This is a genomic window from Streptomyces roseofulvus (genome assembly GCF_039534915.1).
In the GTDB taxonomy this organism is placed as follows: domain Bacteria; phylum Actinomycetota; class Actinomycetes; order Streptomycetales; family Streptomycetaceae; genus Streptomyces; species Streptomyces roseofulvus.
On the sequence record NZ_BAAAWE010000001.1, the window covers coordinates 4,390,592 to 4,402,865 of the forward strand.

The 12,274-nt window shown below is 65.9% G+C and carries 5 protein-coding genes and 3 rRNA genes; 6 read left to right on the forward strand and 2 right to left on the reverse strand.

The window, feature by feature from the left end; translation table 11 throughout:
• Positions 1 to 175 precede the first annotated feature (175 nt).
• The gene (locus ABFY03_RS20175) at positions 176 to 994 is read right to left on the reverse strand and encodes a TetR/AcrR family transcriptional regulator (RefSeq protein ID WP_386723629.1); all 819 of its coding nucleotides are present in this window, start codon (positions 992 to 994) and stop codon (positions 176 to 178) included.
• Between the two features lie 343 nt (positions 995 to 1,337).
• Here ABFY03_RS20175 and ABFY03_RS20180 point away from each other — a divergent pair, with 343 nt between their 5' ends.
• Both ABFY03_RS20180 and ABFY03_RS20185 read left to right on the forward strand, forming a co-directional pair.
• The gene (locus ABFY03_RS20180) at positions 1,338 to 2,741 is read left to right on the forward strand and encodes an NAD(P)/FAD-dependent oxidoreductase (protein WP_319011746.1); all 1,404 of its coding nucleotides are present in this window, start codon (positions 1,338 to 1,340) and stop codon (positions 2,739 to 2,741) included.
• A gap of 106 nt (positions 2,742 to 2,847) precedes the next feature.
• Positions 2,848 to 4,521, forward strand: a complete 1,674-nt coding sequence (locus ABFY03_RS20185; protein ID WP_319011747.1) for an ATP-binding SpoIIE family protein phosphatase — start codon at positions 2,848 to 2,850, stop codon at positions 4,519 to 4,521.
• On the opposite strand, the gene ABFY03_RS20190 is transcribed toward ABFY03_RS20185, so the two are convergent.
• Entirely contained in the window at positions 4,518 to 5,783 is a 1,266-nt protein-coding gene (locus tag ABFY03_RS20190; RefSeq protein WP_346170524.1) for an MFS transporter, read from the reverse strand. The two genes, ABFY03_RS20185 and ABFY03_RS20190, sit on opposite strands and share 4 nt — an antisense overlap.
• A gap of 155 nt (positions 5,784 to 5,938) precedes the next feature.
• Here ABFY03_RS20190 and ABFY03_RS20195 point away from each other — a divergent pair, with 155 nt between their 5' ends.
• The 4 genes from ABFY03_RS20195 to rrf all read left to right on the forward strand — a co-directional run bounded on the left by ABFY03_RS20195 (position 5,939) and on the right by rrf (position 12,241).
• Positions 5,939 to 6,505, forward strand: a complete 567-nt coding sequence (locus ABFY03_RS20195) for a MarR family winged helix-turn-helix transcriptional regulator (RefSeq protein ID WP_319011749.1) — start codon at positions 5,939 to 5,941, stop codon at positions 6,503 to 6,505.
• A 620-nt stretch (positions 6,506 to 7,125) separates the two neighbouring features.
• A 16S ribosomal RNA gene (locus ABFY03_RS20200) occupies positions 7,126 to 8,651 on the forward strand.
• A gap of 285 nt (positions 8,652 to 8,936) precedes the next feature.
• A 23S ribosomal RNA gene (locus ABFY03_RS20205) occupies positions 8,937 to 12,052 on the forward strand.
• A 72-nt stretch (positions 12,053 to 12,124) separates the two neighbouring features.
• Positions 12,125 to 12,241 (forward strand): 5S ribosomal RNA (gene rrf, locus ABFY03_RS20210).
• Together the 16S, 23S and 5S rRNA genes form the textbook arrangement of a ribosomal RNA operon.
• Positions 12,242 to 12,274: the final 33 nt, after the last annotated feature.

Genomic DNA, 12,274 nt, shown 5'->3' on the forward strand with positions numbered 1-12,274 from the left:
AGACCCGAATATCCGCCAAGCCTGCCACACGACGCGGGCATGCCGAAGCGCCGCGTCCACTTACCACTCGTCCGGGGCGACTTCCCGCGTCCCGGCGTAACCGCTCACACGTTCGTGTCATGGTCCTTGGTCCGCCCGGCCCAGAGGCCCGGCGGACCGGCGAGCGTCCGACCCGCTACCGCGAGCGCAGGCCCTCCAGCAGGATGTCCAGGAGCCGGGCCGAGGCCGCCGCCTGCTGGGCCGCGTCCGGCAGCGCCGGCGCCGCCGTGGCGATCACGAGCAGCACGTCCGCCACGGTCACGTCGGTCCGCAGCTCACCCGCCTCCCGCGCCCGGTCGACCAGCCGGCCGACGACCTCCAGGAGCTCCGCGGCCCCCGCGTCGTCCCGCTCGTCCGCCGGCACCGCCCGGGGCGACACCACGCGCGCGTCGGCCTGCTCGCCGAGACCCCGCTGGGACGGTACACGGGCCTCGCCGTCCCCGTCCACCGCCGACTCGTCCACCTGGACCCGCAGCACCTGCGGCGGCAGCAGCCGCCCGGCACCCGAGGCGACCGAGGTGCGCAGGAACCGGGAGAGCGCCGACCACGGCTCCTCCTCCTGCCCCAGCGCGGCACGCGCCTGCTCGGTCAGCCGGGCCGTCTCCTCCTCGGCTATCCGCCGCACCAGCACGTCCTTGCTGGGGAAGCGCCGGTACACGGTGCCCACCCCGACGCGCGCCCGCCGGGCCACGTCCTCCATCGGCGCCCCGTAACCGAGCTCGCCGAAGACCTCGCGCGCGGCACGCAGCACGTGCTCCAGATTGCGCTGGGCGTCCACCCGCAGCGGCGCCGCGCGCCCGCCCGTCACCGGACCGCCCACGACGGTGCCGGTACCCGCGACGGTGCCCGCGACCGGCCCGGAGCCGGCCGACGGCACGGCGGCCACGGCCCCCGCACCCCGGTCGTCCCGCTCCGCCCCGACCACGGACTGCCAACGAGAATCCTGAATCTGCATAAGCGTTCCCCCGCTCATGATGTCTCCCCCCGGAGACTCCCCGCCCTGAATACGGGGCTCCCGGCCGGTGTGCGCGATCGGTCCGAGCGCACGCCGGAACCGACACCCCGACGAACTACGAACATAGTTGAGTCCGGGTCAATTCAGAAGGGGGAGTTCCGTACGGTGCGCCCCCCGATCGGAGCAAGCCGCCCGAGCCACCCGTTTCGCACCCCGTCCCGCACCACCCACGTCCGCCGTGACCTGCGCCGTTGTGCCCACCCACCCCGCGCGCGCCACCCCGCGCCTCCGTACCCCTCCGGTCACACAATTCGCCGGGCCTGTGGACAAACCCCGGACGGCGATGCCTCATGGGACGGTGACCGAACCTGCGCGCATTCTCGTGGTCGGCGGTGGCTACGTCGGCATGTACACCGCGCTGCGCCTCCAGCGGCAGCTCAGGACGGAGCTCCGGCGCGGCGCCGCCGAGATCGTGGTGGTCACGCCCGACCCGTACATGACGTACCAGCCGTTCCTGCCCGAGGCGGCCGCCGGCTCGCTCTCCCCGCGCCACGTCGTCGTCCCGCTCCGCCGCGTCCTGGACCGCTGCCGCCTCCTCATCGGCGAGGTCGCGTCCCTCGACCACGCCAAGCGCACCGCGATCCTCACCACCCTCGCCACCGACGAGGAGGGCGCGGGCCCGGTCGCCCTCACCTACGACGAACTCGTCCTCGCCCCCGGCTCGGTCTCCCGCACCCTCCCCGTCCCCGGCCTCGCCGACCACGGCATCGGCTTCAAGACCGTCGAGGAGGCCATCGGACTGCGCAACCACGTCCTGGAGCAGCTCGACATCGCCTCCTCCACGCGCGACCCCGCGCTCCGCGACGCCGCCCTCACCTTCGTCTTCGTCGGCGGCGGGTACGCGGGCGTGGAAGCCCTCGCCGAGCTGGAGGACATGGCCCGGTACGCCACCCGCTACTACCACAACATCAAGCCCGAGGACCTGAGATGGGTCCTCGTCGAGGCCGCCGGCCGGATCCTGCCCGAGGTCGGCGACGAGATGGGCCGGTACGCCGTCCGCGAGCTCCGCGGCCGCAACGTCGACGTACGGCTCGACACCCGCCTCGACAGCTGCGAGGACCGGATCGCCGTCCTCAGCGACGGCACCCGGCTGCCCACCCGCACCGTCGTGTGGACCGCCGGCGTCAAGCCCGCCCCCGTCCTCGCCGCCACCGACCTCCCCCTCGACGAGCGCGGCCGGATCCGCTGCACCGCCCGCCTCACCGTCGACGGCACCCCGCACGCGTGGGCGGCCGGCGACGCCGCCGCCGTCCCCGACCTCACCGCGAAGGAACCCGGCACCCCCTGCGCCCCCAACGCCCAGCACGCCGTCCGCCAGGCCAAGGTCCTCGCCGAGAACCTCGCCGCCTCCCTCCAGGGCCGGCCGCTCAAGGAGTACGCGCACGCGTACGCGGGCTCCGTCGCCTCGCTCGGCCTCCACAAGGGCGTCGCCCACGTGTACGGACGCAAGCTCAAGGGGTACCCGGCCTGGCTGATGCACCGCGCCTACCACCTCAGCCGGATGCCCACCGCCAACCGCAAGGCCCGGGTCCTCGCCGAATGGACCCTCTCCGGCCTCTTCAAGCGCGAGATCGTCTCCCTCGGCTCCCTGGAACACCCCCGGGCCGAATTCGAACTCGCGGCCGCACCACCCCCGCCCCCGCCCACGGGTCCCGGCTCCTCCGGGAACGACGAGGCGTCCTCCTGACATCACTGTCAGTGCACTCGTCCACACTGGACGTGTGACCATAGGTGGGCTCACACCTGCACAGCGTGACTCCGCACGGCACCGACACCACGAGGCATACAGATCCGTGAACTTCACCCGTTGGAGCGCCCGGCTCCCCGGCACGCAGCGCCGCGCGGCGCGGGGGACCGAAGGCTCCGTGCCCGCCGCCCGCGGTGAGTACGGACCGCGGCAGGAGCACCCCACCGCGGACGCACAGGACACCGAGCACGGCGGGACGACCGCCGACACCGTGGACACCGAGGTCCCCGCCCTGGAGGACTTCTCCGTACGGGACCTCCTCGGCCGCCTCCCCGGCCTCGTCGCCCTCGTGTACGGCCCCGAGCACCGCATCGCGTACGTCAACGAGGCGTACGCCGCCGCCTTCGGCCCCCGCACCCCGGGCGCCACCGTCGCCGCCACCTGCCCCGAGGCCGAGGAGCTCGGCCTGCTGCCCCTGCTCGACCAGGTCCTCCGCAGCGGCAAGCCCCGCACCGTGAAGTCCCGCCGCACCGCCGACGGCGGCTCGTACACCGTCACCTGCCTGCCCGTCGACAGCCCGCACCTCGACGGCGCAGGCGTCCTCGTCCACGCCGCCGACGTCACCGACCACGCCGAGGCCGCCGAACGGCTCCGGGCCAGCGAGCGCCGCCACCGCGAGACCGCCGTCACCCTCCAGCGCTCCCTCCTCCCGCAGGAACTGGAACAGCCCGACGACCTGCGGATCGCCGCCACCTACCAGCCCGGCGTCGCCGACGCCGCCGTCGGCGGCGACTGGTACGACGTCATCACCCTCGGCGCCGGCCGCACCGCCCTCGTCATCGGCGACGTCATGGGCCGCGGCGTCCGCGCCGCCGCCGTCATGGGCCAGCTCCGCACCGCCGTCCGGGCCTACGCGCGCCTGGACCTGCCCCCGCACGAGGTCCTCCAGCTCCTCGACGGCCTCGCCGCCGAGATCGACGCCAGCCAGATCGCCACCTGCGTCTACGCCGTCCACGACCCCAACGAGGGCCGGCTCGTCTACGCCTCGGCCGGCCACCTCCCGATCCTCGTCCGCGACGAGGACGGCACCGTCCGCAAGGCCGACGACCCCACCGGACCCCCGCTGGGCACCGGCGGCTGGCTGCACACCTCCGGCTCCATCGCCCTGCCCCCCGGCTCCACCGCCGTCCTCTACACCGACGGACTGGTCGAACGCCGCCGCGAGGACATCGACGAGGGCGTCGAAGCCCTCGCCCGCGCCCTCTCCGGCGCCAGCGGCACCCCCCAGGTCATCTGCGGCCGACTGCTCCGGGCCCTCGGCGTCACCGCCGAACACGACGACGACGTCGCCGTCCTCGTCGTCCAGCACCCCGCCCGCGACGGCGCCGACGCCGAGCTGTTCCACAACGCCGCCCTCGAACTCCTCGGCGGCGTCGAGGCCGCCCCACGCGCGCGTGCCTTCGCCTCCGGAGTCCTCTCCTCCTGGCGCTTCCCCGTCGAACTCCGCGACCTCGGCGTCCTCGCCACCAGCGAACTCGTCGCCAACAGCCTCCAGCACGGCACCCCGCCCATGCGCCTGCGGCTCCGCCGCACCGACCGCCGCCTGATCATCGAGGTCACCGACGGAGACGACCACCTGCCGCGCCGCCGCAGGGCGGAAACGGAGGACGAGGCGGGTCGCGGGATCTCCATCATCGCGACGATCGCCTCGTCCTGGGGAAGCCGCCGCACTCCGGGCGGCGGCAAAGCGGTGTGGTGCGAATTCGCCCTCCGTGACTAGAGAGCGGCGCTCTCCCTCTCGGGCTGGTGCTGAGCCACCACCCGAGAGGGCTTCACGGCGAGCGACGGCTGGTTCTGCACCGGCGTCAGCTGCCTGCCCAGCCGCACCGCCAGCACCGTGACGAGCAGCGAGAACAGCACGAAGGTCACGATGTACGGCCCGTGCAGCGACGCGCCCATCGGACCGCCCACCGCGGGGCCGACCGCCAGCGCCAGCTGCTTCACCAGGGCGAACGCCGAGTTGTACGAGCCCACCATGGACTCCGGCGCCAGATCGGCCACCAGCGGCGCCACCGTCGGCGACAGCATCGCCTCGCCGAGCCCGAACAGCGCGTACGTGGAGACGAACGCCGCCGTCGCCATCGCCTGGCTGCCGTGCCCGAGCCCCGCGTACCCCGCGATCAGCCACGCCACCGCCCAGATCAGGCCCACGGCCGCGATCACCCGGGTCCGCTTGCGGCGCTCCACGAACTTCAGCACCAGGAACTGCGCCAGCACGATCACGGCCGTGTTGGCGGCCAGCGCCAGCCCCAGCGCCGACGGAGCGATGCCGGCGGCCTCGGTGCCGTACGCGGCCAGACCCGACTCGAACTGCCCGTAGCAGGCGAAGAAGAGGACGAAGCCGAGGACGCACAGCTGCACCATCGCCTTGTGCCCGAGCAGCGCCCTGACCCCGCCCTTGGTGCCCTCGGCCGGCCGCGCGCCCTGGAGCGCGGGCGAACCGGCCGTCTTCACCGTGCCGACCACCACGGCCAGCACCAGGAACATCACGGCCTCGATCGAGAACAGCAGCAGGAAGCTGTCGGGCCGGCTCACGTCGACCAGCTGGCCGCCGATCAGACCACCGACACCCAGGCCGAGGTTCTGCAGGAAGAACTGGAGGGCGAAGGCACGGGTCCGGCCGGCGGGCTCGGAGCACCACACGATCATCGTGGCCAGCGCCGGCTGGAGCACGGCGGTCCCCGCGCCGAGCAGGGCGGCGGCGCCCACCGCCGCCGGGACGCTCGACGCGAGCCCCATCGCCACGGCACCGACCGCGGCCAGCCCGGAGGCGACCAGCAACACCGGCACGGGCCCGCGCCGGTCGATCGCCCGCCCGCTGAACGGCAGCACCACGAGCGCGGCCATGGCGAAGACGGCCAGCACCACACCCGCGGTCGTCGCGCCCAGATCCCGCACCTGCGCCACGTACACATAGAGGTACGGCACGGTGAAGCCGAGTCCGAACGCGCTCAGCGCGCTGCCTGCCTGAATCCGGCGCATCGCCGCGCCCCTCGCCTTGGTCACACTCACCCACTTCGGTCGCGGGTTCAGCTGTGTACGCCTGAACCCTGAAGACTTCAATACTAAAGTTCGATCCTTAACAGTACACATGGAAGGACTTCAACGCCAACGAGGGGCGTGGGATACTCGCCCTCATGTCCGACACCCCCGAGCGCCCCGCCTCGCAGGAGCCGCAGGAGCCGACGCTCGACGAGCAGATCGCCGCCTACCAGCGCGAGTACCGCGACCTGGATCCGCAGGTGGAGAAGGTGGTCTCCGCCCTCGGCCGGCTGAACCGCCGGATGAACGTGGCGTACGGCCGCCAGCTCGCCGACCTCGGCATCAGCAACGCGGAGTGGGAGGTGCTCAAGACCCTCGTCCTCTCCGGCGCCCCGTACCGCCTGGGCCCGGGCGAGCTGGCGAAGCGCCTCGGCCTGACCCCGGCCGCCATGACCCACCGCATCGACCGCATGGCCGGCGAGGGCCTGGTCACCCGGGACCGCGACGAGAACAACCGCGTCCGCGTGATCGTCGAGCTCACCGACGAGGGCCGTACGAAGTGGCTGGAGGCGATGCGGATGGCCACGGACTTCGAGGAGAAGCTCCTCCAGGACCTCGGGCCGGAGGAACGGGGCGCTCTGGGCGACGCCCTGATCCGCCTCCTGCGCCGGGTGGAACTGACCCAGCCGGACGCCGGCGGCAGGCTCACCGACCTCGACTGAGAAGGCGCCGGGAGCCCCCGGGCGGCGGTTGACACCCCCATGGGGGACGCGTAGTGTTCTCCGAGTTGTCACGGAGCCGGAACGGTTCTGCGACGACCATCCCGCCGCGAAAGCGGCACCTCACTCCAGCACGGTCTCCCTCACGGGATGAATTTCGGCATGCCGAAATTCAATTCGAACGACTCGATTATGAGCCGCCGAGGGAATCCGCTAAGGTTTGAGACGTCGGAACGGCCCAACAGCCCGGAAGACAAACCCCGCTGACTGGGAATCAGACACCGAAAGGATCTGATAGAGTCGGAAACGCCGGAAGGGCCCGGAGCGAAAGCGAAAGGGACCGGAAAGCGCCGAGGAAATCGGATCGGAAAGATCTGATAGAGTCGGAAACGAAGGAAGCGCCCGGAGGGCCTGGAAACAGGAACGAAGGAAGCGTCCGCACCTTGAGAACTCAACAGCGTGCCAAAAATCAACGCCAGATTAGTTGATACCCCGTCCAGCCGGTTTCGGTTGGTCGAGGTTCCTTTGAAACAAAACACAGCGAGGACGCTGTGGACGGTCGGTCTTATTCCGACCTGACCGTCCCGCTCAACGCGAGTGTTGAACCCGATCACGGGTACACATTCACGGAGAGTTTGATCCTGGCTCAGGACGAACGCTGGCGGCGTGCTTAACACATGCAAGTCGAACGATGAAGCCCTTCGGGGTGGATTAGTGGCGAACGGGTGAGTAACACGTGGGCAATCTGCCCTTCACTCTGGGACAAGCCCTGGAAACGGGGTCTAATACCGGATACGAGACGGGGAGGCATCTCCTCGTCTGGAAAGCTCCGGCGGTGAAGGATGAGCCCGCGGCCTATCAGCTTGTTGGTGGGGTAATGGCCTACCAAGGCGACGACGGGTAGCCGGCCTGAGAGGGCGACCGGCCACACTGGGACTGAGACACGGCCCAGACTCCTACGGGAGGCAGCAGTGGGGAATATTGCACAATGGGCGAAAGCCTGATGCAGCGACGCCGCGTGAGGGATGACGGCCTTCGGGTTGTAAACCTCTTTCAGCAGGGAAGAAGCGAAAGTGACGGTACCTGCAGAAGAAGCGCCGGCTAACTACGTGCCAGCAGCCGCGGTAATACGTAGGGCGCAAGCGTTGTCCGGAATTATTGGGCGTAAAGAGCTCGTAGGCGGCTTGTCACGTCGGGTGTGAAAGCCCGGGGCTTAACCCCGGGTCTGCATCCGATACGGGCAGGCTAGAGTGTGGTAGGGGAGATCGGAATTCCTGGTGTAGCGGTGAAATGCGCAGATATCAGGAGGAACACCGGTGGCGAAGGCGGATCTCTGGGCCATTACTGACGCTGAGGAGCGAAAGCGTGGGGAGCGAACAGGATTAGATACCCTGGTAGTCCACGCCGTAAACGTTGGGAACTAGGTGTTGGCGACATTCCACGTCGTCGGTGCCGCAGCTAACGCATTAAGTTCCCCGCCTGGGGAGTACGGCCGCAAGGCTAAAACTCAAAGGAATTGACGGGGGCCCGCACAAGCAGCGGAGCATGTGGCTTAATTCGACGCAACGCGAAGAACCTTACCAAGGCTTGACATATACCGGAAACATCCAGAGATGGGTGCCCCCTTGTGGTCGGTATACAGGTGGTGCATGGCTGTCGTCAGCTCGTGTCGTGAGATGTTGGGTTAAGTCCCGCAACGAGCGCAACCCTTGTCCTGTGTTGCCAGCATGCCCTTCGGGGTGATGGGGACTCACAGGAGACCGCCGGGGTCAACTCGGAGGAAGGTGGGGACGACGTCAAGTCATCATGCCCCTTATGTCTTGGGCTGCACACGTGCTACAATGGCCGGTACAAAGAGCTGCGATGCCGTGAGGCGGAGCGAATCTCAAAAAGCCGGTCTCAGTTCGGATTGGGGTCTGCAACTCGACCCCATGAAGTCGGAGTTGCTAGTAATCGCAGATCAGCATTGCTGCGGTGAATACGTTCCCGGGCCTTGTACACACCGCCCGTCACGTCACGAAAGTCGGTAACACCCGAAGCCGGTGGCCCAACCCCTTGTGGGAGGGAGCTGTCGAAGGTGGGACCAGCGATTGGGACGAAGTCGTAACAAGGTAGCCGTACCGGAAGGTGCGGCTGGATCACCTCCTTTCTAAGGAGCACAGTACCGATTGCAGGCAAACGTTCTGCACGGTCAGCTCATGGGTGGAACGTTGATTAGTTGGCACGATCACGAGAGTCCTTCACCAGTACTGCTTCGGCGTGGAACGTGACGAGATCTCAAGGGATCGTGCCTGGCACGTTGTTGGGTATCTGAGGGTACGGCCGCAAGGTTGTATCTTCGCGATGCCGGCCCCAGTGAACCTGGTCCTTAGTGGTCAGGGTGATGGGTGGCTGGTCGTTGCTTGAGAACTACACAGTGGACGCGAGCATCTGTGGCCAAGTTTTTAAGGGCGCACGGTGGATGCCTTGGCACCAGGAACCGATGAAGGACGTGGGAGGCCGCGATAGTCCCCGGGGAGTCGTCAACCAGGCTTTGATCCGGGGGTTTCCGAATGGGGAAACCCGGCAGTCGTCATGGGCTGTCACCCACTGCTGAACACATAGGCAGTGTGGAGGGAACGAGGGGAAGTGAAACATCTCAGTACCCTCAGGAAGAGAAAACAACCGTGATTCCGGGAGTAGTGGCGAGCGAAACCGGATGAGGCCAAACCGTATGCGTGTGATACCCGGCAGGGGTTGCGCATGCGGGGTTGTGGGATCTCTCTTCTGTCGTCTGCCGGCGACAGGACGAGTCAGAAACCGTATGGATAGTCGAAGGACATGCGAAAGGTCCGGCGTAGAGGGTAAGACCCCCGTAGACGAAATCTGTACGGCTCGTTTGAGAGACACCCAAGTAGCACGGGGCCCGAGAAATCCCGTGTGAATCTGGCGGGACCACCCGCTAAGCCTAAATATTCCCTGGTGACCGATAGCGGATAGTACCGTGAGGGAATGGTGAAAAGTACCGCGGGAGCGGAGTGAAATAGTACCTGAAACCGTGTGCCTACAAGCCGTGGGAGCGTCGGGATCTTCGGATCCTCGTGACTGCGTGCCTTTTGAAGAATGAGCCTGCGAGTTTGCGGTGTGTTGCGAGGTTAACCCGTGTGGGGAAGCCGTAGCGAAAGCGAGTCCGAATAGGGCGTTTCAGTAGCACGCTCAAGACCCGAAGCGGAGTGATCTAGCCATGGGCAGGTTGAAGCGGAGGTAAGACTTCGTGGAGGACCGAACCCACCAGGGTTGAAAACCTGGGGGATGACCTGTGGTTAGGGGTGAAAGGCCAATCAAACTCCGTGATAGCTGGTTCTCCCCGAAATGCATTTAGGTGCAGCGTCGTGTGTTTCTTGCCGGAGGTAGAGCACTGGATAGGCGATGGGCCCTACCGGGTTACTGACCTTAGCCAAACTCCGAATGCCGGTAAGTGAGAGCACGGCAGTGAGACTGTGGGGGATAAGCTCCATGGTCGAGAGGGAAACAGCCCAGAGCATCGACTAAGGCCCCTAAGCGTACGCTAAGTGGGAAAGGATGTGGAGTCGCAGAGACAACCAGGAGGTTGGCTTAGAAGCAGCCACCCTTGAAAGAGTGCGTAATAGCTCACTGGTCAAGTGATTCCGCGCCGACAATGTAGCGGGGCTCAAGCGTACCGCCGAAGTCGTGTCATTGCAGTACATACCCCCAACGGGGACTGTGATGGGTAGGGGAGCGTCGTGTGCCGGGTGAAGCAGCCGCGGAAGCGAGTTGTGGACGGTTCACGAGTGAGAATGCAGGCATGAGTAGCGATACACACGTGAGAAACGTGTGCGCCGATTGACTAAGGGTTCCTGGGTCAAGCTGATCTGCCCAGGGTAAGTCGGGACCTAAGGCGAGGCCGACAGGCGTAGTCGATGGACAACCGGTTGATATTCCGGTACCCGCTTTGAAACGCCCAATATCGAGCCCATTAATGCTAAGCCCGTGAAGCCGTTCCGGACCCTTCGGGGAAAGGAAAGTGGTGGAGCCGGCGAACCAAGGTGGTAGTAGGTAAGCGATGGGGTGACGCAGGAAGGTAGTCCAGCCCGGGCGGTGGTTGTCCCGGGGTAAGGGTGTAGGGCGTGTGATAGGCAAATCCGTCACACATTAAGCCTGAGACCTGATGCCGAGCCGATTGTGGTGAAGTGGATGATCCTATGCTGTCGAGAAAAGCCTCTAGCGAGTTTCATGGCGGCCCGTACCCTAAACCGACTCAGGTGGTCAGGTAGAGAATACCGAGGCGTTCGGGTGAACTATGGTTAAGGAACTCGGCAAAATGCCCCCGTAACTTCGGGAGAAGGGGGGCCACGCCTGGTGATCGGATTTACTCCGTGAGCTGGGGGTGGCCGCAGAGACCAGCGAGAAGCGACTGTTTACTAAAAACACAGGTCCGTGCGAAGCCGTAAGGCGATGTATACGGACTGACGCCTGCCCGGTGCTGGAACGTTAAGGGGACCGGTTAGTGACCTTTCGGGGTTGCGAAGCTGAGAACTTAAGCGCCAGTAAACGGCGGTGGTAACTATAACCATCCTAAGGTAGCGAAATTCCTTGTCGGGTAAGTTCCGACCTGCACGAATGGCGTAACGACTTCTCGACTGTCTCAACCATAGGCCCGGTGAAATTGCACTACGAGTAAAGATGCTCGTTTCGCGCAGCAGGACGGAAAGACCCCGGGACCTTTACTACAGTTTGATATTGGTGTTCGGTTCGGCTTGTGTAGGATAGGTGGGAGACTTTGAAGCAGCCACGCCAGTGGTTGTGGAGTCGCCGTTGAAATACCACTCTGGTCGTGCTGGATGTCTAACCTGGGTCCGTGATCCGGATCAGGGACAGTGTCTGATGGGTAGTTTAACTGGGGCGGTTGCCTCCCAAAGGGTAACGGAGGCGCCCAAAGGTTCCCTCAGCCTGGTTGGCAATCAGGTGTTGAGTGTAAGTGCACAAGGGAGCTTGACTGTGAGACCGACGGGTCGAGCAGGGACGAAAGTCGGGACTAGTGATCCGGCGGTGGCTTGTGGAAGCGCCGTCGCTCAACGGATAAAAGGTACCCCGGGGATAACAGGCTGATCTTCCCCAAGAGTCCATATCGACGGGATGGTTTGGCACCTCGATGTCGGCTCGTCGCATCCTGGGGCTGGAGTCGGTCCCAAGGGTTGGGCTGTTCGCCCATTAAAGCGGTACGCGAGCTGGGTTTAGAACGTCGTGAGACAGTTCGGTCCCTATCCGCTGTGCGCGTAGGAATATTGAGAAGGGCTGTCCCTAGTACGAGAGGACCGGGACGGACGAACCTCTGGTGTGCCAGTTGTCCTGCCAAGGGCATGGCTGGTTGGCTACGTTCGGGAGGGATAACCGCTGAAAGCATCTAAGCGGGAAGCCTGCTTCGAGATGAGTATTCCCACCTCCTTGAGAGGGTAAGGCTCCCAGTAGACGACTGGGTTGATAGGCCGGATGTGGAAGCCCAGTAATGGGTGGAGCTGACCGGTACTAATAGGCCGAGGGCTTGTCCTCAGTTGCTCGCGTCCACTGTGTTAGTTCTGAAGTAACGAACTCCCATGCCGGTTGAGTTCAACTTCATAGTGTTTCGGTGGTCATAGCGTTAGGGAAACGCCCGGTTACATTCCGAACCCGGAAGCTAAGCCTTTCAGCGCCGATGGTACTGCAGGGGGGACCCTGTGGGAGAGTAGGACGCCGCCGAACAATCATTGTGGGAAAGCCCCGCACCTTCTGGTG

Excerpts from the sequence above, each read along its gene's own strand:
- ABFY03_RS20175 (WP_386723629.1), bottom strand. The coding sequence starts at position 994 with ATGCAGATTCAGGATTCTCGTTGGCAGTCCGTGGTCGGGGCGGAGCGG.
- ABFY03_RS20180 (WP_319011746.1), top strand. The coding sequence starts at position 1,338 with ATGCCTCATGGGACGGTGACCGAACCTGCGCGCATTCTCGTGGTCGGC.
- ABFY03_RS20190 (WP_346170524.1), bottom strand. The coding sequence starts at position 5,783 with ATGCGCCGGATTCAGGCAGGCAGCGCGCTGAGCGCGTTCGGACTCGGC.
- ABFY03_RS20195 (WP_319011749.1), top strand. The coding sequence starts at position 5,939 with ATGTCCGACACCCCCGAGCGCCCCGCCTCGCAGGAGCCGCAGGAGCCG.